Here is a 22110-nt window from a genome sequence, read left to right as displayed (position 1 = left end):
GTATACCACTATACAACTGTATACTGGTTTCCTTTGGTATAGTTACATACAACAGTATAGAGATATGAAAGGTGAAATAGATTGCCACGACCCCAAAGAATGTTCGGGAAAACTGCTGCCGGTGCGCGATGCGCTGGATGTGCTGAGCGGTAAATGGAAGATACCCATCATCATGGCGCTCTCGTTCGGGAACTACCGGTTCAAGGAACTGCACAGGCAGATAGGGATAACACCCAAGATGCTATCGAAAGAGCTGCGCGAGCTGGAGATGCAATACCTTGTGAAACGTACCGTGTATGACTCTACTCCCGTATCGGTGATGTATGAGCTGACGCCGTATGCCGACTCGCTGAAGGATGTGATAGCATCGCTGGGCAAGTGGGGCGAGCAGCACCGCAAGCGCGTAATGAGTAAGACCAAACAACCCGCATGAGGCGCATAGGCCTGATATCGGACACGCACGACTTCCTGGATGATGCCGTGTTCCGCCACTTTGAACAGTGCGATGAGGTATGGCATGCGGGCGACTTCGGTACGGCTGCAGTGGCCGACAGGCTGGCGGCCTTCAGGCCGCTGCGCGGTGTATACGGCAATATAGACGGCTACGATATACGCAGCACCTATCCGGAGCAACTGCGCTTTGTGTGCGAGGGGGTAGAAGTGCTGATGATGCATATAGGAGGCTACCCGGGCAGGTATACTGCCGCTGCGAAGGCAGCGCTTGCGAGCGGGCCTGCACAGCTATTCATAAGCGGGCACTCGCACATACTGAAGGTGATGTATGACGACAAGCTAAGGTGCCTGCATATGAACCCGGGTGCAGCGGGCAAACATGGCTGGCACAAGGTGCGTACCCTTATCCGGTTCGTGATAGACGGTAAGGATATGCGCCAGTGCGAGGTGGTAGAACTGGGCCCTCGCTAAAGTATGCGGGTTATCTTTAGCATATTGGTGGAGAGATGCTCACGCACAGGCGCGCTGCCTGTGTTCACCACCACATCGCCTGCCTTGAGGAGGCCTTTTTCTTTCAGTATGTTGTGCTGGTCGGCTATGATGTCGTCGAGGCTTTCTTCCTTGTCGTAATAGAATGCCTGCACGCCCCAGCTAAGGCTTAGCTGGTTGATGAGGGTATGTGTCTTGGTGAAGATGAAAAGCGGGGAGCGCGGCCTGAAGCTGGACAGCATGAAACCCGTGTAGCCCGACTGTGTCATACCGATGAGGGCATTGGCCTTTATGTCTTCCGATATCTTGCAGGCATTGTAGCAGAGCGCATCGCTGAGGAAGGATGGCGAGTGGGGCTGCGGTGTGAGGTTCTTGTTGTATACGGTCTCTTCTTTCTCTACCTCGTTGATGATGCTGACCATGGTGCGTACCACCATCTCGGGGTACTGGCCCATAGCGGTCTCGCCGCTAAGCATCACGGCATCGGCGCCTTCCATCACGGCATTGGCCACATCGGTTATCTCGCTGCGGTTGGGGCGTGGGCGGTCTATCATGCTTTCCATCATCTGCGTGGCTATTATCACCGGCTTGGCGCGGTGTATGCATTTGCGCACGATGTTCTTCTGTATCATGGGTATCTGCTCCAGCGGCAGCTCTACGCCCAGGTCGCCACGCGCTACCATCACAGCATCGGATGCCAGTATTATCTCTCGCAGGTGTTTCAGGGCCTCGGGCTTCTCTATCTTCGATATTATCTTGGCACTGCTGTCCTTGCTTCGTATTATCTGGCGCAGCTGCACCACATCTTCGGGCTTGCGCACAAAGGAGAGCGCCACCCAGTCTATACCCTGTGCTATGATGAAGTCCAGATCGTTGAGGTCTTTCTCTGAGAGCGAAGGCAGGGATATGTTGGTGTCAGGCAGGTTGATGCCCTTGTTCGACGACAGTATACCGCCCGATGTGACCTCTACCAGCACACGCTTGCCCTCGTGGTCTATGCCTTTTACCAGTACCTCTATCTTGCCATCGTCCAGCAGTATCTTTTCGCCTACCTGAACATCGTTGTGGAGGTCGGGGTAGGAGAGGTATACCTGCTCTTCGGTGCCCAGGCATTTCTCGTTGGTGAAGAAGAACTGGTGACCCTTTTTCAGCTCCAGCGCATTATCGCGAATGGTGCCTACACGCAGCTTGGGACCTTGCAGGTCGGCCAGTATGGCTATGTTGAAGGGGAACTCGCTATTGATGCTCTTTATGTGCCTTATGACCTCGGCATGCTGCTCGTGGGTGCCATGAGAGAAATTGAGGCGGAAGACATTGACACCCTCGTTCACAAGGGCCAGTAGTTTATCGTGAGTATTGCAGGCAGGGCCTACGGTAGCTATTATCTTGGTCTTGTGCAGCATGTGGTCAGTAGTATTTAGGCCCGGGTATATTCCCGCAGGAACAGACGAGACGTTATGAGCCGCCTGTGCCAGGGCGGTGCAAAGGTAATGATAGTGAGCCGGATACAGGTAATGAAGTACTCCGTAGGGGCATGTTAATTAACTCATTGGTAATTGCCTATGGCATGGGCCTGCTGTTTTTTGTGATAACTAAGCAAAAAGAGCGCCCCTGCCAGCACAAAGGGCATGTTGACGATAAGTACTGTAAGGAGGCTTTGCACTATGGAGAAATGGTTGTGACCATGATTCAGTATATAGACAAAGGGAGCTAAAAGCAGGCCCACGGCCAGTAATATGATACCGCCGGTGCGCTCCCACTTCCAGGCCACGGCCAGTAGTATGGTGAGCGCTATAGAAAAGGACAGGTGCCGGAGTGCAGACCCGATGAGCTGTGGGAGCGGCAGGTTCGGAGTATAAAAGTCGAGCGAGAGGGTGGTGATGAAGGCTATGCCGGCCATGCATATGATGCGGGGTAGCCAATGATACATTTTCAGTTGTCGGTTCATAATATTCGCATGTTCGTAATGCAATATTATGGTGGGTATATGAGGGCATTTTTGACGTATGTCAAATAAAAGCCCTTCCCGGCCTCCCGCGAGGGGAGGTGATGGGATGTTGGTGTATCTGGCGCCACACAGGTCAGTTGTTGTTATTTGCTTCCAGCTCCTGCTGCAGTTGTTTAGAGGTCTTGGTGCTGCCGTCGTGGCTCCAGCCCGGAGGATTGAGCATGTAGCGCACTTTGGTGAGGATGGGCATGGGACGCCTGAGGTCGCGGGCGAGGGCCTGCCATTCATGGGTGACGATATGCAGGGGATGATAGGGGGTGTCGATAGGCTTGGTGATGCCATAGTGTGGCTTCTCGTGGGGCAGCTCTGGCGCAAAGGTGCCAAAGAGCCTGTCCCAGATGATGAAGACCATACCCATGTTCTTATCGAGATAGGGTATGTTGCTGGCGTGATGCACGCGGTGGTGCGATGGGGTGACGAAGATATACTCTATCCACGCGGGCAGCTTTTTGATGTACTGGGTGTGTACCAGTATGCCATATATCTGCGTGATGGAGAACATGAACAGGATATCGGCAGGGCGGAAGCCGAGCACTGCCAGCGGTATGAAGTAGAGATACTTGTATACCGGCATAAGGACAGAAGAGCGGAAGCCGGTGGACAGATTGTACTCTTGAGAGGAATGGTGGGTGACATGGACGGCCCAGAAAAGGCGGCAGCGATGATCGACAAAATGTTCGAGCCAGAAGAGGAGGTCTTCGCCCAGGAGCAGTACTACCCAGTATACCACAGGGTGCCACTGTATGGGTAGGCTATGCTGGTAGAAGAAGGTGAGGAAGGTGAGACCGACCACCAGCCGCAGCAGCATATCGATGCCTGCGTTCAGGAGATTGAGGTATATATTGACGGCTGTTTCCTTCCAGGTATAGAACCGCAGGTGGCTGAAATTGCTGAGGAATATCTCTATGGGTATTAGTACCGCATAGATGGGTATGGAGAACAGCAGGTATATCCGTTGTTGAAGCTCGGTCATGTGCAGGAGCTACTCCCGGCCTCCCCCAAGGGGAGGAGGTGGAGAGAGCCGTGTTTTGGATATTATTCAAATAAGACCTGTAAGAGCCTATCTATCGCGATGGGCCGATATTATACGGTCATTATATCTTTTTCCTTGTCTTTGCAGTGCTGGTCTACGAGGGCTATATATTTGTCGGTAATGCCCTGTATACTGCCTTCCGTGTCTTTTGCCACATCTTCGCTGAGGCCGTCCTTCTGTAGTTTCTTTACCTGCTCTATGCTATCGCGGCGCAGGTTGCGCACCGCTATCTTGGCCTGCTCGCCCTCGCCCATGACACGTTTTACCAGCTCTTTGCGGCGCTCTTCGGTGAGCGGCGGCAGGAAGAGGCGTATGAAATTGCCATCGTTCTGTGGATTAAGGCCTATGTTGGAAGCTATGATGGCTTTTTCTATGGGGCCCAGCATATTGCGCTCCCATGGCTGTATGGATATGGTACGGGCATCGGGGGTGGTAACATTGGCCACCTGGTTCAGCGGGGTAGGGTTGCCGTAATAGTCTACATAAACGCCATCTACCACCTGGGGAGTGGCCTTTCCGGCGCGTATCTTGGTGAGCTCGCTTTCGAGGTGCGCAATGGCTTTTTTCATATTGGCCGATACGTCACTTACTATCTGATCTATAGATTCCGACATAATGTGTTCTTTACAGGCAGCAAATGTAAAAAATGTTCGGGAACTTATGGGGGAGGGTAAAGGGGGAGACAGTATATAATGTAATGTGCCGAACACGGTCAAAATTTTTATTTTTGAGGATCATATAGATAAAATGGCCAAAAAACAACAAGCCACCCCTGCCCCGGCGCCCCGGCAGCCGGAAAAGCCCATAGCAGAGACGCCGAAAGAAAAAGCACCGGAATACAAGGTATCGGACCCCAGGTTCTGGTTCTTCGGTTTCAAGGGGCAGGCCATCATCCTATCGTTGCTGGCATTCGTTATTTATTGCAATACGTTCAGGCATGAGTTCGCGCATGATGATGGTATAGTGATAGTGAAGAACGAGTTCGTGCTGGAGGGCTTTGCGGGGCTGAAGGGTATAATGACCGAGGATGCCTACCAGAGCTATTACCGGCAACTGAACACTACCAACCAGCTGAAGGGTGGACGTTTCAGGCCGTTATCGATATTATCGTTCGCGGTAGAGCAGCAATTCCTGGGGGCAGTGCCGGTAGAAGGTGTAGATAGTGTGCTGAAGAAGCAGATATCATACGGTGTTTCGGGGCCCGACCAGAAGCAACTGATACATAATATGCAGGTGCGCCATGTGTTCAATGTGCTGTGGTATATGCTGTCGGTGGTGGTGCTGCTGTACTTCCTGAGGTATATCGTTTTCTCGGGCTACCCGCTCATAGCGTTCGTGGCCGCGCTGCTGTTCACGGCGCACCCGGTGCATACCGAGGTAGTGGCAAACGTAAAGAGCCGTGACGAGATAATGTCGCTGCTGTTCATGTGCCTGACATTCATATTCGCATTCAAGTACGAGGACAACAAGCGCAAGCCGTGGCTGCTGGCCGTGGCGCTGTTCAGCTATTTCCTTGCGTTCCTGTCGAAGGAATATGCCATAACGGTGCTGGCGCTGCTGCCGATGGCGCTGTATGTGTTCAGGGGCTATTCGGTATACAGGAGCCTGACGGCGATACTGCCTTTCTTCACTATGGTATTCGTGTACCTGGTGGTGAGGCTGAGGGCCATATCGCCCGAGCTGGCAACGAACGAAGCGATAGCGGAATCGTCGAAAACGCTTATATCGAGCTACTGGCTGCTGGCCATAGTGCTGGGTGGGGGAGCGCTTTACCTGTTCGCGAAGCCGGCCAATACAGATAAGAGCGACACAAGTGTGTTCTGGAGTAAGATGATGCCATTTCTGCCTTTCCTGCTGCTGTCGGCAGCGGTGGTAAGCGTGTTGTATTCGGGCCTGCCGCCGGTGATAGAGAGCGCCGCGCAGGAAGTGCTGAACAACCCCTACCTGTTCGCCGAAGGGCCACAGAAACTGGCTACAGAGATATCATCGTCGCTGTATTACCTGAAATTCCTGGTGTTCCCGCACCCGCTATCGGCCGACTACTCTTATGCGCAGATACCGTATAAAGACTTTTCGCACTGGTCGGTATCACTATCTATACTGGTACACCTGGGCCTGCTGATACTCATGTTCGTATTCCTGCCCAAGCGTTCGTTGGCTGCATCGCAGCAGAAGGTGACCGTGGGCGGTAAGGAGATATTGTGCTTTGCGATAGCCTTCTATATGCTGCACCTGCTAATGATCAACAACCTGGTATTCGATATAGGCGCTACGCTGGGCGAACGCCTGATATACCATTCATCGGTGGGTTTTGTGATAGCGGCGGCATGGCTGCTGTGCAAGGGCGCAGAGCGGCTGGGATCGGTATCGGCAGCGAATGCTGCCATAGCTTCTGTACTGGTGGTGGTAGTGGGCCTGATGAGCTTCAAGACCATAGACAGGAACAAGGCATGGAAGAACGACAGTACCCTCTTTGGCACCGATATAAAGACAGTGCCCAACAGCGTACTGGTGAACGCGAACGTGGCAGCATCGTACATAACGCTGGCCGACTTTGAGAAGACGCCCGAGGGCAAGGAAAAATACCTGAAGGATGCGATAAAGATACTGGACCATACGCTGGGCATACACCCGAGGTTCGTGGCGGCATACCTGAACCGCGGTATAGCGTGGTATAAGCTGGGCGATATAGACAAGGCGGTGGAGAACATGAACAGTGTGAAGAAGCTGTACCCCACATATCCCACGCTGCCGGGCATGTACAAGCTGATATGCGACCACTACCTGCGTGTGGGCTGGGAGCAGTATGGCAAGCTGGGCCGCTATGCCGAGGCGATAGAAGTATATAAAAAGGGCCTGGCAGTAGATCCCAATAATGCCGACCTGTGGTATAACATGGGCGGAGCATACTATACCGACCATAAGGCGGCAGAGGCGCTGGCGGCCTTCCAAAGGGCGCTGCAGCTATCGCCGGGCAACCAGCAGGCACAGGCGGGTATAAATGCGGCAACACAGATGCTACACGGAATACAGCCGCCAACGGGGCATAAGTAAGGTGTGGCACAGGTATGCTATAGTATATTTGCGGGCATGATAAACATATACGGCATAAAGAACTGCGATGTGGTGCAGAAGGCGCTGAAGTGGCTGGATGCGCACAAGGTGCCCTACACATTTCATAACTATAAGGAGACAGGACTGGACAAAGCCCTGCTGGAGCAGTGGCTGAAGCATATAGCCGTAGACAAGCTGGTGAACACACGCAGCACTACCTTTCGTGAGCTGGGAGAGGAGGAGAAGGCAGGCTGGAACGACAAGAATAAAGCCATAGCACTGATGATGCAGCACACATCTGTAGTGAAACGGCCTGTGTGGGACCTGGGCAATGGCAACTACCTGCTGGGCTGGGACGAACAGGCGCTGACAAAGGCACTACTGTGATAGCTACCTGTCGCAGTACTTAGTGCCTGTACGTATGTTGACGTAGCATTGGTCGGTATGGTCGAAGAAGAGGGTGGTGGTGTAGGAGAATACCGAATGCCCCTTGGGAAAAGTATACAGCACCTTTCCTTTGGTGTTGAACACATAGGTGATATCATCTGCAGCGGCATAGGCTATGCCTTTCTCGAAATGTATGTTGTAGCCGATGGAGAATTTGTAGGGCAATACCTGTTTCCCGGTAGTGTCTATGACCACCCACTTCTCATCGGGGTGCATGGCTATAGCGAGGCCATCGTTGAAGGGTATTCCGTTCCATGAGCCCACGTCCTCTACCCATTTGTACCTGGGCGGTATGATGGTTCTTCCCATACGGTCTATGAAGCCTACCAGGTCGCCCTTGTATATGGCCGCCCTACCATCCTGAAAGGGCATGGCGCGTGTGTATCTTGCGGGTATCACCATTTTACCGGTCGTATCGGCATAGCCCCATAGGGTATCTTCTTCTATGGCTATAAGGCCCTCGTGGTAGCCATCCAATGCTTCCAGTTCTTTGGCATAGACGTAATTGGGCGCATTGTGCGTGATGGGTATTACCACATTGCCTTTTTTGTCTATGATACCCCACTTGCCGTTCTGCTTTACCCATGCCCTATCGTTGCGGAAACCAAAGGCCCGCTCGTATATAAAAGGTATAATGGTACGGCCCTGCTTGTCAATATACCCTGCCTTGTCGTCTTTGACCACTACTGCCAGACCTTCGTAGAAACCATCGTAACGGAAGTCCTCATAGGTGCTCTCGTTGTATCTTTCATCGCGGCCCACATCATTGGGCGTTTCCTTGTGGTATATGAGTGGTATCACCTCTCGGCCCATCATGTCTATGAAGCCGTATGCGCCGTTTCGGGCCACCATCATCAGCCCTTCGCGGGGCTCGTAGATGCTGCCATAGCCGGTGGCCAGTTGCCTGCCGGATGACAGTTGTACCAGCCCGAACGTATAGGTCTTGCTTTCGTATACCCTCAGTAAATTCTCTGTAAAGAACTCTATGCTGCCATAGGCGGGAGCCAGTACCTCTTTGAAGGAACGGTCCATAAGACCTATTTGGCTATACCCGGTAGTTATTTGCGCATAGCCATATTTATTGAACGACCCTATCTTGTTGCAGACCTTTGTGAGCGGCTGCTTGTCCGGCCCGAAAAGCTGCTCTGTATATGAATTCTCTGTAGCTATGTAGTGAGCGCCATTATTCAGGGTGGTACACCAGTTCCTGCTTTTATGCAGTATCTCTCCATGCCTGTTGATGATGCAGTACTGGCTGTCTTTTTTGGCGGTGGTTAGCGGGCCGTAGAACACATCCACCTCATCGAACTGCGGAGGGATGATGATCTTTTTGCCGGAGGTACAATAGCCCCATAGTTTGCCCTGCCGGTAAGGTATGTATGTGGTGTCCAGATCTTGACAGATACCGGTGGTGGCGGCAGAAAAAAGTAATGCAGCAGTGAAGAACGCTCTCATATGCCCGGGGTATTTTACCTGCACCGAAGGTGCGATAAAATGCGTGTAGCGCCTTACTACTTTAGTGGTATCAGTGCAGGAGCAGTATGGGTATATCCATGGCCTGGGCCAGCGCTTTGGTGTGGCTCTTGTGGAAGAGCCCTTCGAAGAAACTATATTCGCCGGGCATGAGTACCAGCCAGTCTATCTGTTCGTGCTGGCAGAAGAGGTGTATGCTCTCGTTCACATTGGCCATGTGGCGATAGTGGTAGCTGGGGTTGGTATCGGCCAGTAACTCTTTGGTGAGATCGCCGACGTCATATGCCTCGTCGTGCAGGGAGGCGTCCTCCTGTACATTCAGCACATGCAGCTCGGCCCCATAGCGCAGTGTTATATCGCGCAGTGCATCCAGTGCATGGGCATGTTCTTTCTGCTCTATATCGTCGGCATAGCATATCTTCTGCACGTCCTTATATGTTGCCACGAAGGGCACGGCAAGCACGGGGAAGTGGAAAGCCTTGCTTGCGTTCTTTAGCGTACTGAAGAACCATGCGGAATCTTCCTGTGTATTGCTGTTGCCCATTACCAGCATCCATGGCGCACCATGGGTATCGGCATAGTGGTGTATGGAATCGAGGAAGTTGCCATAGGCCACCTCGGCACTTATTTGTATGCCGGGATGGCTGCTTTCCAGTTTTTCTACGGTGGCGCGTAATGCCTTTTCGGCATCGGCCCGGGTGTCTTCCACCACCGATGCGGGCATTGGCATATCGTTGGTAGCTACGGGGAAAACGAAGGAATGCAACAGTACCAGCGACATCTGGTGCCGCATGGCGAGTGCGGCAGCATATGTTACCGCATTGGCAGATGTAGTGGAATTGTCGGTGGCAGCGAGTATGTATGACATAGTGTGGTGTTTTACTTGCCTAAAGATACGAAACCTGCTGCGTGGCCTGAGCTGATATTGGTCATTTTTTATATGAATTATCATAAGCTTAACGGTGCGTATGCATTAGATTTGTACAGGTAAGACATTGTAGATGAAGAAACGCCTATACCCTTATATCCCTGTCCTGTTGCTGTTCGTAGTGGCAGTATGCGTGGCGCTGTGTACCTACCGGCAATATGGCATGAGCTGGGACGAGCAACTGCAGCGCGCACCGGGGTTGCTGAGCTACAACTATATATTCAACGGCAGCAATGAGCTTTTTGAAACGGAGTCTGATAACCACGGTGCTGCGTTCGAGCTCTTTCTTGTGATCATAGAAAAGTCGCTGGGCCTCACTGTGCCTGCCGAGATATACCATATGCGGCACCTGGTATCGCACATGGTGTACCTGCTGGGGGCATTGGCTGTGGCGCTGCTAGCACTGCGCACTACTGCCAGCAGGGCGCTATCGTGCATTGCCTTCCTGGCCATGGTGTTCATGCCGCGCATATATGCGCATTCGTTCTTCAATAGCAAGGATGTGCCCTTCCTGGCCTTTATGGCCATGTCGCTGCTGGCGGCACATGTGGCCTTTGCCCGGCAGAAGGGTGTGTACTTTGTGATACTGGGGCTGGTGCTGGGGTATGCTACCAGCATACGCATAATGGGTGTATCGCTGTTCTGCATCATCTTTTTCTTCCTGCTGCTGGATGTGTGGCATGCCCGCAGGGAAAGGCGGATAATGCTGGCCACGCTGCGCAACATACTGCTGCTGTCGGTGTTCTTCTGCTTCGCGGTATATATATCGTGGCCCTACCTGTGGCGGTCGCCGGTGAGCACCTTCGTAGAGTCGTTCCAGTTGATGACGAGGTATGCCTGGAAGTCGCAAGTGCTATTCATGGGTGAGTACCTGGACAGTGAAAAACTGCCATGGACGTATTTCCCGGTATGGTTCGGCATCACTACACCGCTACTGTGGCTGGTATGCGGCTGCGCGGGCATGTTGCTTCTCATAGGCAGTATTGCGCGTAACCCGCTGCGTTATCTGTACAATACCCCCGAACGTGGGCGGCTACTGCTGTTCGGGAGCTTCTGGGGGCCGGTATTGTCTGTGATAGTGCTTCACTCGGTGATATATGACGACTGGCGGCACCTGTACTTCGTATACCCGGCGTTCGTGTTGCTGGGCATACATTTTCTGTATACCATATACAAGGGGTGGTACCCCAGGCTGATAGCTGTGGCATGTGTAGTGCAGATAGGGTTCGTAGGGTGGTTCACGGCCCGGAACCTGAATTTTTCGCAGGTGTATTTCAACCCGCTGGTATCGCATGAGAACGAGTACCTGCGCAATAATTATGAGCTGGACTACTGGGGTGCGGGCATCAGGAAGGGAATGCAATACCTGGCCGATAAGAAGCTGGACAGCGTAGTGGCCATAAGCTCGGGCGGTATGACTCTGCTGCTGGAGAACAATATACTGCTGCTGGACCCTGCCGATGCAGCAAGACTGAAAATAGTATACGACAGGGATAGCTGTAACTACTTCATCACCAACTTCAGGCTGCATAAGGAGGACTACACCAAATACCCCGGAGTGGAATATGATATAAAAGTGGAGAACAGTACCGTGCTGCGTATATATAAGGTGAGCGATCTGCGCTACTAAGCCTGCAGGAATTCCTTTACCACCTGTATCAATTCTGTGGCGGCGGTATCGAGGTCGTCGTTCACTATCACCTTATCGAACTCGTGTATGAAGGTGAGCTCATCCTCGGCCTTTATAACGCGCTCTTCCAGTGTTTGCGGGGTCTCTGTACCGCGTGCCGCCAGGCGCCTGCGCAGCTCGTCTATAGAGGGCGTTTTGATGAATATGGTGAGGCAATGGCCGCGGTATTTGTTCATGACGGTGAGCGCGCCTCTTACATCTATGTCCACTATGGGATATTTACCTGTTTCCCATATGCGCTGCATCTCGGTCTTGAGGGTGCCGTAGTATTTGCCTGCGTATACCATTTCCCACTCCACAAAGGCATCCTCATCTATAAGCTGCTTGAAGCGGTCTTCGGAGAAGAAGTAATAATCTACTCCGTGTACCTCGCCCTGCCTTGGGCTGCGGGTACAGGCCGAGATAGAGAACGAAAGCTCTCCGGTAGCGGCCAGGAGGCGTTTTACCAGCGTGGTCTTGCCCGAGCCAGAGGGGGCTGTGATGATGATGATCTTGTGTTGGTTGCTGAGCGTGGTCATATCGTAAGGTGGCAAAAATAGGTAAGATATGGGTGGTGCGTATGGCCCCAAACGTATTTTACGGTGGTGTGCCGTACTTTATTAACTTTGTTCGCCTAAAATAAAATAATAAGATATGTCATCCTGGAATGAATACAGTACCGAAAATAAAGACCGTTTCCTAGAAGAACTGCTGGGGCTGCTGCGCATACCATCGGTAAGCGCCGACAGCAAGTATAAAGAAGATGTGGCGCGCTGCGCTGAGGCCGTGAAAGAGCACCTGCTGAAGGCAGGCTGCGATACTGCGGAAGTATGCCCTACGGCAGGTCACCCCATAGTATATGGCGAGAAGATAGTAGATGCCAAGCTGCCTACAGTGCTGGTATATGGTCACTACGATGTGCAGCCCGCCGACCCGCTGGAGCTGTGGCACAGTGGTCCCTTCGAACCGGTGATAAAGGATGGCAAGATATATGCCCGTGGCGCGTGTGACGACAAGGGCCAGATGTTCATGCACATAAAGGCGCTGGAAACAATGGTGAAGACCGGTAATGTGCCCTGCAATGTGAAGGTGATGATAGAGGGCGAGGAGGAAGTAGGATCGGTGAACCTGGGCAAGTTCCTGCAGGATAATAAGGAAAGGCTGAAAGCGGATATAGTGCTGGTGTCGGACACATCGATGATAAGCATGGAGCATCCATCCATAGAGAGCGGCCTGCGTGGACTGTCTTATATGGAAGTAGAGGTGACAGGTCCCAACCGCGACCTGCACAGCGGTGTATATGGTGGCGCTGTGGCCAATCCTGCTACAATACTGTGCAAGCTGATAGCATCGATGCACGATGAGAACAACCACATAACCGTACCGGGCTTTTATAACAAGGTGCAGGAACTGAGCGCAGCAGAGCGCAAGGCCATAAACGATGCACCCTTTGACCTGGACGAATATAAGAAAGACCTGCAGGTAGGCGATGTATGGGGCGAGAAGGATTATACAACGCTGGAGCGTACCGGCATACGCCCTACGCTGGAAGTGAACGGCATATGGGGTGGCTATACCGGCGAGGGTGCCAAGACGGTACTGCCATCGAAGGCATATGCCAAGATATCTATGAGGCTGGTACCACACCAGGTGTCGGACGAGATATCAGGGCTGTTCGCGAAGCACTTCGAATCTATAGCGCCTGCATCGGTAAAGGTAAAGGTGACCGCGCACCATGGTGGCGAGCCCGTGGTGACACCTACTGATTCGCCTGCATACCAGGCAGCCGCAAAGGCTATAAAGACAACCTTTGGCAAAGACCCCATACCTACGCGTGGCGGTGGCAGCATACCCATCATAGCCCTCTTTGAGCGTACGCTGGGACTGAAGACGGTGCTGCTGGGCTTTGGCCTTGATAACGACAACATACACTCTCCCAACGAGAAGTATGATGTAGCCAACTACTTCAAGGGTATAGAGACGATACCATACTTCCACAAATATTTTGCCGAGAGCTTCGGCGGGAACGGCATGGGCATATAGAAGATGATATGCTGCATAAATGACAACGCCTCACACTGTGAGGCGTTGTTCTATTTTGTGCGGTTTGTCTTAGTTCTCTTCGGCAGTAAGCTCTTCCAAACAAAGCTCTTTTACTTCTTTCAGGTTTATTTGTAACTGATCGAGGCTGGTGGCTTGGGTATATGCGCCCGGTAGTGCCGGAACGTAGGCTACATATACACCACTTTCCCGGTCTCTTTCTATCTGGGCAGAAAATTGATAGTGTCTCATAAGAACAAATTTACCGAAAAGTTCGCATGCAGAACCATCATTCCTCCAGCCTGTATATGGGGTAGCGCATATGGCCGGGTTCGTAGTAGGGAGAGTGGCGGTAAACGAAGTAGAGCTGTGCCTCGGCGCTTTTGGCGAACTCGGGATCTTTCGCCCGTTCTTCATCCAATAGTTTTTTCAGAGTTGGGTCTTTCTTCAGCAGTTCGGCAGCGACGTCTTCAAAAACGTAATCGCTGAAGTATTCTTTCTGCTGCAGTATGCCATCGAAGTAGTTCCATACGAAGAAGGCATCGGGCGCGGTAGGTTCCAATGTTTCTACCAGGTAGCGGCGTGCGGGCTGGTTGGTCCAAATGATGTAGTCGCCCTGGGTCACCTGTATTGATGTCCTCTGCGCAGTGACCTGTATATTCTTATGCGGGTAGTGGCGCTCGTAGGGGCGGGGCGAGGTCTCGTAGTTGTCTATGTGGTAGGCAGTGAGCATCATGGTACTGTCGTAATTGATGCGCTGCATACGCACACCATTGGCCCTGAGGCATATGATGATAGGTGTCCAGGCCTTGGGTATGATGTATGCCCTGGGGGCCGTAGCCGACCTGGAGGGGACGTATTCGTTGTAGAAGGGCACCCTTTTGGTGAAGGGTTTTTTGCGGTCGTAGTAGAGGCGGGGCAGGCCACTTACCTCGCTGGTCTTGTACGATGCTTCGTAACCCTTGAACGTGATAGTATCGCAACGTGTGGTGTCGCAGCGCCAGTCCAGTGGGAACTCCTTTTGCGTCAGCACTGTCTTGCGGTCGTTGGCACGCGCCAGCTTTATCTCTGCCGCATGTTCGCTGCCGGTCTTTATGATGCTCTGCATGAGCGCATAAGTGGCTAGCACACGGTCTTTGAAGGGCTTGAGCATATGTGTCTCGGGCACATAGGCAATGGTCTGGAAGAGGGCGGCATAGCCACTGGCAAAGCGCGGCAGCTCGTAGAACTCGCGCCAGCCATTATTGGGTGTGCCATTGAAGTCGTTGACATAGGGCACAAGGTCGTAGCCGCGCGTTTTCATGTCTTTGTATATGTGCGGTGTGAGCGTATTGTGCATGAATGTACCTGTCTCGCCGCCCAGCTTGTTGTGCTGTGTTTCCAGCAGGGTCATCACATGCTGGTAGTCGGCACCATCGCTCACATGATTGTCTACGAATATGTCGGGGTTCACTTTGTTGAAGAGGTCCTCCAGCCCCAGGGTCTCTGCGGCATCGCACTTTATGAAGTCGCGATTAAGGTCAAGGTTGCGGGCATTGCCACGGAAACCATAGCTCTCAGGGCCGTTCTGGTTGGCGCGGCTGTGGCTGCTGCGGTTCAGCATGCCGCCTATGTTGTATGCCGGTACTACCACCAGCACTATGTTGTCGGGCACTTTTATCTTGCCGGTGGCGGCATCGCGCAGCAGCATCATAGAGGCATCTATGCCATCGGGCTCGCCTGCATGTATGCCATTGTTCACCAGTATCACCAGCTTGCTACCTGCCCTTATCTCTTCCTTCTCCAGCTTGCCATCATTGGTGTAGGCCACATAGCGCAGGGGGTAGCCATTGTCCGACGGCCCCATATCGCCCATATTTATGGTGGTGTAGCTTTCCTTCAGCTTTTTGTAGAAGCTCATCACCTCATCGTAGGTAGCGGTACGCTTGCCCGCTGAGCGCTCGTAAGGAGTGATAAATGTAGTATCGGCAGCGGCAAGGGCGGCTTGTGTGCAGGCCAGCAGCAGGGCGGCAAGGACCAATAATTGTCTCATTGGTGTAAAGATAACGACCATGCGCCAAATACTAGGGCGCGGGCAGGGTGTCGTTCTCCATACCCAGGCGGTCCTCGTATGGCGCGAGGGGCAATACTATCTCTACCATTGTACCTGTGACGGCGCCCTTCTTGTCGCCAGTTTCCCCGATGGAGACCGAGAAACGCTGGCCCAGCATCTGCTGCAGCACCTGCAGCCTGTCGGCAGTGAGCTTCATGCCGAACGACCGTTTCTCGCCGCTCTTATTGGCTGCCCTGCTCCTGTTGATGCCTATGCCGTTATCACATATCTCTATGAGCAATTCGCTATCGCTGTGCTTCACAAAGCGGATGGAGATAATGCCCACGCCCTTATTGGGCATGATGCCATGCCATATGGCATTCTCTATGTAGGGCTGTACTATCATATTGGGTATACGCGGCGATAGGGCTTCTACCGCGGGGTCGATGTATAGCTGGTACTGTAGCTCATCTCCAAAGCGCAACTGTTCCAGGGAGAGGTATAGCCGCAGGCGTGCTATCTCCTGCTCCAGCGGGATGAACGCAGAGCGGGAGTGTTCCAGCGTCATGCGGATGAGCTGTGCGAAATCGGAGAGATAGAGATTGGCCATGTAGTGATCGTGGCCATGCATATAGTGCTGTATGGAGTTCATACAGTTGAATATGAAATGGGGGTTAATGAGGGCGCTGAGGGCCTGCTGCTTGAGGTACACTATGCGGTTGTAGAGGGCGAGGCGCAGGCGCTTCTTCTCCTCGCGCTGCTCTATGAGCTTGCGGGTGATGAAGTAAATGAGCCATGACAGGGTAATGAGGAGGAACGCTATGAGCCAGGGGTTGCGCCAGAACGGCGCCGAAACATGAATGGGCAAGGACACCACAGGGCCCCAATCGCCACCGGCAAGGCGTGCGCTTACCTGGAATGTGAGATCGCCGGCGGGCAGGGCGCGTATATCTACCTCTTTGGTATTGGTCATGTTCCAGTTGTCTGCAAGGCCGGCAATGCGGTAGCGGTATTGTATCTCTTCGGGATCGGCAAAGGAGACGGCTGTGAAGCTGATGAGCAGCTTGTTCTGGTCGTAGGGTATATCTAGCCTGGCGGGCAGGTTCTGGATGCCTGCAGGTGTGCGCACAGAGGTGATGTAGAGCGGTGGCGGCGGCTTGCGTATACTTTCTTCCTGCTGTATCACCGTCATGCCATCGACCATGCCTGCGAATACCAGGCTATCGATGCAGCAGACGGACAATACCTCGTTATCGAAATTGCCGGTCTGCATATTGCGGGTATGCATCGTACCAAGCTGTATGGAAGTGAGGCCATGCGCGGTACCTACCCAAAGAGTGCCATACTTGTCTTCGCGTATGGCATTGCATTTGTTGTGGCTGAGGCCATTGGCGGTGGTCATCCATTCCATGCCGTTCTTTGCCTGATAGGCCAGCCCGCTATCGGTGGCATACCAGGTGATGCCGCGGCTATCCTCGTATATCATATTCACGGCATTGGCGGCGGTCTTTGCTGAGAACTGTGTGTGGGAGAGGCGTCCATGGCGGTAGCGTAGCACGCCTGAGTCGGTGCCGAACTGTATGGCGCCATCGCGGCTGCGGCATATAGCGTTGCACCTGCTGATGGGGAACATGCGATGGGCACTATCGAGGCTATGCGCACCCATGGGCAGCCTGTAGACCGAATTGAACGAACCTACCCAGATAGAGTCGCCATCGATGAGCATGGAGAGCGCACCAAGGGGTGTATCGCCGGGAGAACGGAGTATCTTTTCCTTACCGTCTCTGTCCCTTATAACAAGTCCATAGGGCGTACCTGCATATATAGTGCCGTTGCTATAGTGGGTAAAGTAGATGTATGCCACAGGGGTGAGCGCCTGCATATGCAGCGGCTGCAGCCTGCCATTTACCCATTTGCTGATGGTGCCTATAGAACCTATTATGGCTTCGGTATCGCTGACGCGGCTTACAGACCTGCAATAGCTCTTTATCTTCTGCGCCTCTATGGGGTAGTTCACCATATCGAGGGAACGGAGCTGGTATATACCCTGGCCGCCGGTAGCTATCCATATGTTTCCTTCATTGTCCTCGAAGAGGTCGTGTACGATGGCGTCTCCGGTATTGAGCATGGGTGTTATGTCTGACAGCTTACCGTGGCGTATGAGGAATATACCCCCTTCTGCACCTGCTGTCCATATGTTGTTGTTATGGTCCACCAGTATGTCGCCGGGAGGCAGTAAGGAGCTTATGGGGTATTGGTGTACTATCTTTTCGTCAGCTATCTGCAGCACACGGCCTGCGATACCTGCCCATAGAAAGCCGTTCTTATCCTGCCTTATATCGTTGATAGGCTCGTGTACCAGGTGGCGCAGGTAGGGGTGTACTGTACCATTGTCGTCGGCAATATACAGTCCGTGAGATGAGGTGAGCAGTAGGCGGTCCCCGCATTGCGACATCTTGAAGAAACGTACAGGCTGTGTGCCTTCTTCCTTTACATTCACCTCGGTAACAGCGCCATTGGTGATGCGATAGAGAGTGGTGGCATTGGTGCTGATGAGCCATACACTGCCATGGTACAGAGTGGCATATACTATCTTCCCGGGCATGTGGCCCGATGTGACCCTGTATGCCGATATGCCGGTATCGCTCAGTACATAAAGGCCGCCGCCATAGGTACTGATGAAATGGCTATCGCCACCGGCGGGGCTCATGGACATGATGGTGTTGGCCCCAAGGCCATCGCGCGAGGAATAGTTGCGGAAGGATGTGCCATCGAAGCGGCTGATGCCATAGTTGGTACAGAACCACATGAAGCCCCGCTGATCTTGATAGGAGCGGAAGATCATGGAATTGGCAAGGCCATCCTTCATGCGGTAGTTGCGTATGGGAAACTGCTGCGCATACGCTGCCTGCAGCGACAGTAGTATACATACCGTGTATAACAGTATCGCCTTTGCCCGGCTGCAGTGGATGCATATCATTTTAAGGTAGCGTTCTGAATGAACTCCAGGAAGGCCTTCAGCCTGTAGCGCGATATGGCCAGCCTGGCGCCATTGTCCATGGCCGCAATATCGCCATTCTTGGAGATATGTTCCTTGAAGTGGTAACAATTGATGATGTAGGACTTATGGATGCGGAAGAACAGCCTGTTGTCCAGTGTCTCCTCGAATTTTATGATGGGGCGGGTAGTGATGATCTTCTCGCCGTTGGACATGAAGATGGTGGTATAGGTGTTATCGGCCTGTATGTACACTATGTGTTTTACCATAGCGAATTTGGTGCCTTTGTGTGTATGTATGGTGATGGTATGGTTCAGCGCGGTCTCCAGCTCGTTCACTTGCCTGTTGCTGGTAAGGCTGATGGCCTGCTCGCGCCGTTTGATGGCCTTGTACAGCGCCTCTTTGAACTCTGTTATCTTCACGGGCTTCAGCAGATAGTCTATAGCACCCTCTTTTATGGCCTTTATGGCATACTCGCTATAGGCGGTGGTGATGACGAGCTCGAAAACGCGTTCTTCGAGGGTAGATAGGAACTGCATACCATCTTCCCCGGGCATTTTTATATCTAGGAAGAGGATGTCTATGTTCTCGGAGGCCAGCAGGTCTCTTGCAGCGGCGGCAGAGCGGGCCTCGTGTATCACGGCATTGGGTTCAAGGTCGGTGATCAGGTTTCGTATGTAGCTCCTGTTCAGGCGCTCGTCGTCCACTACGAGGAATGTATAAGGCATAGAGGTGATGTTCTGGTCGCAAACAAAAACACAGGGTCAGGTAAAGGCTTACTGATGAAAGGTATACAGGGTATCTGTAAGATACGGAAATAGCATTTCTATTTCATGATAATGGTAGTTTTTTCTTGATAATGGCATTTGAGGATAGAAAAGAGACACATGTGCGAGCTTTTTACTGCACTGTGCGTGCCATTGTCAGGAAAAATGTGCCGTTGCCAAAGATGTGTGACTGATATTCAAGAGCTTATGCGAAGTTTGTACCACCTATATCTCTATCGCAGATCCCTATGTACCCTAGGCGATAATGGGGAAACCGCAGACTTCCCTGTTATCAGCTGCAACAAGATCAAAAAGGGATAAATCTCAGAGTACAGTGGTCGTTGCCCGGCTGGTTACCGGGCAACATTTTTTTGTGCATACATTACATATTCGCACAGATCTCATTTTTCAGGTTCGGCATATCCCCCTACTTTCGCCATCCCTAAAATACCACTTACCAGATGACCAATTATGCACATAGTGTAGCTGCAAAGCTAAGCCTAAGGACACAGGATGTAACAGCCGTGCTGGAACTGCTGGCCGAGAGCGCCACCATACCCTTCATAGCCCGGTACCGCAAGGACAAGACGGGCGCACTGGACGAGGTGCAGATACAGAACATACAGGACGAGGCGACACGCCAGCAGGAATTTGCAGAGCGAAAGGCCTTTATAGAAAAGACCATAACCGAGCAGGGGAAGATGACCGAAGAGCTGCAGGGCAAGATGAACAGCGCCATCACCATAGCCGAACTGGAAGACCTGTACCTGCCCTACAAACCCAAACGCAAGACCAAGGCACAGACCGCACGCGAGAACGGCCTGGAGCCACTGGCGCTGGCCATATTGGCACAGGGCGCTATGACGCCACTGGCCGAGGCAGCTGCCTACCTGAACGATAAGGTGACCACGCCCGAAGAGGCCCTGCAGGGCGCCCGCGATATAATAGCTGAAATAGTGAACGAGGATGCGCAGGTGCGTGCAGGCATGCGCCGCCTCTTTGAGCAGAAGGCAACGGTGCAGAGCAAGGTACTGGCCGATAAGGAGACAGAGGGTGTGAAGTACAAGGACTACTTCGAGTTCTCTGAGCCGGTATCGAAGATACCATCGCACAGGATGCTGGCCATAATGAGGGGCTTTATGGAGGGGGTACTGCGCCTGGCGATAGCCCCGCAGGAAGAAGAAGCGCTGGCACTGATAGAAGAACAGTTCGTGAAGAGCCGCAACGAGGCCGGCGAGCAGGTGAAACGTGCAGTACGCGATGCCTACCGCAGGCTGCTGCAGGTGAACCTGGAGAGCGAGTTCCGCCTGGCGCTGAAGACCAGGGCCGATGAGGAAGCGATAAACGTATTTGCAGAGAACCTGCGGCAACTGCTGCTGGGATCGCCACTGGGCAGCAAACGTATACTGGCCATAGACCCCGGTTACCGTACCGGCTGTAAGATAGTATGCCTGGATGAGAAGGGCGTACTGAAGAAGACCGGCCTGATATACATACACGAACCCGGCCGCCTGATAGATGCAGAGCACCAGCTGCGCGGCCTGGTGAAACAATACGATGCACAGGCCATAGCTATAGGTGATGGCACTGCGGGCCGGGAGACAGAACAGTTCATAAAGAAGCTGTCGCTGGGGCTGCCCATCTTCCTGGTGAATGAGGATGGAGCATCGGTATACTCGGCATCGGAGATAGCGAGAGAGGAGTTTCCCGACCAGGACATAACCGTGCGCGGCGCGGCCAGCATAGGCCGCCGCCTGATGGACCCACTGGCAGAGCTGGTGAAGATAGACCCCAAGAGCATAGGAGTAGGGCAGTACCAGCACGATGTGAATCAGGTGCGCCTGAAGGAGCGACTGGACCAGACAGTAGTAAGCTGCGTGAATGCCGTGGGTGTGAACCTGAACACGGCCAGCAAGCACCTGCTGAGCTATGTGAGCGGTATAGGCCCATCTATAGCGGCCAATATAGTGAGCTACAGGGATGAGATAGGCCGTTTTACCAAACGCGGGCAACTGATGAAGGTGCCGAGACTGGGCGCCAAGGCGTATGAGCAGTGTGCGGGCTTTTTGCGTATAAAGGATGGCGATGACCCGCTGGACGCAAGCGCTGTACACCCCGAGGCCTATAGCATAGTGGGCCGTATGGCCGCCGACCTGGGCATACAGGTAAAAGAGCTGATAGGCAATGAGGCGCAGGTGAAACTGATAGACATAAAGAAGTATGCGACCCCCGAGCTGGGGGAGCATACGCTGCGCGACATCATAAACGAACTAAAGAAGCCGGGGCTGGACCCACGCAGCGAGGCACGGCAATTCGAGTTCGCGGATATATATGGTATAGAGGATGTAAAGGTGGGTATGATAGTGCCGGGCATAGTGACGAACATAACCCGTTTTGGCGCCTTTGTGGATATAGGGGTGAAGCAGGATGGGCTGGTGCATGTATCGGAGATAGCGCACAAGTACATAAGCGACCCCGGCGAGGCGCTGAAGCTGAACCAGGAAGTGATGGTAAAGGTGCTGGAAGTAGATGCCGCCCGAAAACGCATAGCGCTATCTATAAAGCAGACACAGGAACCGCCCGCCCAGCAGCAGAAGGCCCGCCCGCCGATACCGCGTCATAATGCAGGTAAGGAAAAAGAACCTGAAAGGCCGCTGAACATGAACGATGCGCTGAGCGCGCTGAAGAACAAATTCGGCAGGTAAAAAAAGCAGAGGCC

18 protein-coding genes are annotated in these 22110 nt (G+C 53.0%); 7 read left to right on the top strand and 11 right to left on the bottom strand.

The genetic code is table 11. From position 1 onward, the window contains the following. Positions 1 to 64: 64 nt before the first annotated feature. Together ABD843_RS13435 and ABD843_RS13430 are read left to right on the top strand one after the other, a co-directional pair. On the top strand, positions 65 to 433 hold the full coding sequence (locus ABD843_RS13435; protein ID WP_345084006.1) for a winged helix-turn-helix transcriptional regulator: 369 nt from the start codon (positions 65 to 67) through the stop codon (positions 431 to 433). Next, on the top strand, positions 430 to 924 hold the full coding sequence (locus tag ABD843_RS13430) for a metallophosphoesterase family protein (protein WP_345084004.1): 495 nt from the start codon (positions 430 to 432) through the stop codon (positions 922 to 924). The genes ABD843_RS13435 and ABD843_RS13430 overlap by 4 nt, the downstream gene beginning before the upstream one ends. Here the strand turns inward: ABD843_RS13430 and pyk are convergent. The 4 genes from pyk to frr all read right to left on the bottom strand — a co-directional run bounded on the left by pyk (position 921) and on the right by frr (position 4597). Next, positions 921 to 2345, bottom strand: a complete 1425-nt coding sequence (pyk, locus tag ABD843_RS13425) for a pyruvate kinase (protein ID WP_345084002.1) — start codon at positions 2343 to 2345, stop codon at positions 921 to 923. The two genes, ABD843_RS13430 and pyk, sit on opposite strands and share 4 nt — an antisense overlap. Positions 2346 to 2488: 143 nt before the next feature. Further along, positions 2489 to 2890: a DUF7670 domain-containing protein gene (locus ABD843_RS13420; protein WP_345084000.1), complete on the bottom strand. Its 402-nt coding sequence runs from the start codon at positions 2888 to 2890 to the stop codon at positions 2489 to 2491. Between the two features lie 133 nt (positions 2891 to 3023). Further along, on the bottom strand, positions 3024 to 3923 hold the full coding sequence (locus ABD843_RS13415) for a sterol desaturase family protein (protein WP_345083998.1): 900 nt from the start codon (positions 3921 to 3923) through the stop codon (positions 3024 to 3026). A 110-nt stretch (positions 3924 to 4033) separates the two neighbouring features. Next, entirely contained in the window at positions 4034 to 4597 is a 564-nt protein-coding gene (frr, locus tag ABD843_RS13410; protein ID WP_345083996.1) for a ribosome recycling factor, read from the bottom strand. 133 nt (positions 4598 to 4730) lie between these two features. Between frr and ABD843_RS13405 the strand changes: the two genes are divergently transcribed. Next, on the top strand, positions 4731 to 7037 hold the full coding sequence (locus ABD843_RS13405; RefSeq protein ID WP_345083995.1) for a tetratricopeptide repeat protein: 2307 nt from the start codon (positions 4731 to 4733) through the stop codon (positions 7035 to 7037). Between the two features lie 36 nt (positions 7038 to 7073). Continuing rightward, on the top strand, positions 7074 to 7424 hold the full coding sequence (locus tag ABD843_RS13400; protein WP_345083993.1) for a Spx/MgsR family RNA polymerase-binding regulatory protein: 351 nt from the start codon (positions 7074 to 7076) through the stop codon (positions 7422 to 7424). A gap of 3 nt (positions 7425 to 7427) precedes the next feature. On the opposite strand, the gene ABD843_RS13395 is transcribed toward ABD843_RS13400, so the two are convergent. Both ABD843_RS13395 and ABD843_RS13390 read right to left on the bottom strand, forming a co-directional pair. After that, positions 7428 to 8939, bottom strand: coding sequence for a WG repeat-containing protein (locus ABD843_RS13395; protein WP_345083991.1), 1512 nt, complete (start codon positions 8937 to 8939; stop codon positions 7428 to 7430). 70 nt (positions 8940 to 9009) lie between these two features. Beyond that, a complete protein-coding gene (locus ABD843_RS13390; protein WP_345083989.1) occupies positions 9010 to 9825 on the bottom strand; it encodes a universal stress protein in 816 nt (271 codons plus the stop codon). Positions 9826 to 9958: 133 nt separating this feature from the next. Between ABD843_RS13390 and ABD843_RS13385 the strand changes: the two genes are divergently transcribed. Then, the gene (locus ABD843_RS13385) at positions 9959 to 11515 is read left to right on the top strand and encodes a glycosyltransferase family 39 protein (RefSeq protein WP_345083987.1); all 1557 of its coding nucleotides are present in this window, start codon (positions 9959 to 9961) and stop codon (positions 11513 to 11515) included. Here ABD843_RS13385 and gmk read toward each other — a convergent pair. After that, positions 11512 to 12108, bottom strand: a complete 597-nt coding sequence (gmk, locus tag ABD843_RS13380) for a guanylate kinase (RefSeq protein WP_345083985.1) — start codon at positions 12106 to 12108, stop codon at positions 11512 to 11514. The genes ABD843_RS13385 and gmk overlap by 4 nt on opposite strands. 100 nt (positions 12109 to 12208) lie before the next feature. Here gmk and ABD843_RS13375 point away from each other — a divergent pair, with 100 nt between their 5' ends. Then, entirely contained in the window at positions 12209 to 13597 is a 1389-nt protein-coding gene (locus tag ABD843_RS13375; protein ID WP_345083983.1) for a dipeptidase, read from the top strand. Between the two features lie 69 nt (positions 13598 to 13666). On the opposite strand, the gene ABD843_RS13370 is transcribed toward ABD843_RS13375, so the two are convergent. The 4 genes from ABD843_RS13370 to ABD843_RS13355 are packed head-to-tail and all read right to left on the bottom strand — an operon-like array spanning position 13667 to position 19352. Further along, positions 13667 to 13846, bottom strand: coding sequence for a type II toxin-antitoxin system HicB family antitoxin (locus ABD843_RS13370; protein WP_345083981.1), 180 nt, complete (start codon positions 13844 to 13846; stop codon positions 13667 to 13669). 37 nt (positions 13847 to 13883) lie between these two features. Further along, positions 13884 to 15626: a M14 family metallopeptidase gene (locus ABD843_RS13365; protein ID WP_345083979.1), complete on the bottom strand. Its 1743-nt coding sequence runs from the start codon at positions 15624 to 15626 to the stop codon at positions 13884 to 13886. 31 nt (positions 15627 to 15657) lie between these two features. Further along, a complete protein-coding gene (locus ABD843_RS13360) occupies positions 15658 to 18606 on the bottom strand; it encodes a two-component regulator propeller domain-containing protein (protein ID WP_345083977.1) in 2949 nt (982 codons plus the stop codon). Then, positions 18603 to 19352, bottom strand: coding sequence for a LytR/AlgR family response regulator transcription factor (locus ABD843_RS13355; RefSeq protein ID WP_345083975.1), 750 nt, complete (start codon positions 19350 to 19352; stop codon positions 18603 to 18605). Before ABD843_RS13355 ends, ABD843_RS13360 begins: the two co-directional genes overlap by 4 nt. 500 nt (positions 19353 to 19852) lie before the next feature. Here ABD843_RS13355 and ABD843_RS13350 point away from each other — a divergent pair, with 500 nt between their 5' ends. Continuing rightward, positions 19853 to 22096, top strand: a complete 2244-nt coding sequence (locus ABD843_RS13350) for a Tex family protein (protein ID WP_345083973.1) — start codon at positions 19853 to 19855, stop codon at positions 22094 to 22096. Positions 22097 to 22110 lie beyond the last annotated feature (14 nt).

The organism is Nemorincola caseinilytica, assembly GCF_039540515.1.
Taxonomy (GTDB): domain Bacteria; phylum Bacteroidota; class Bacteroidia; order Chitinophagales; family Chitinophagaceae; genus Nemorincola; species Nemorincola caseinilytica.
This window is presented reverse-complemented; position numbering and strand designations above follow the sequence as displayed.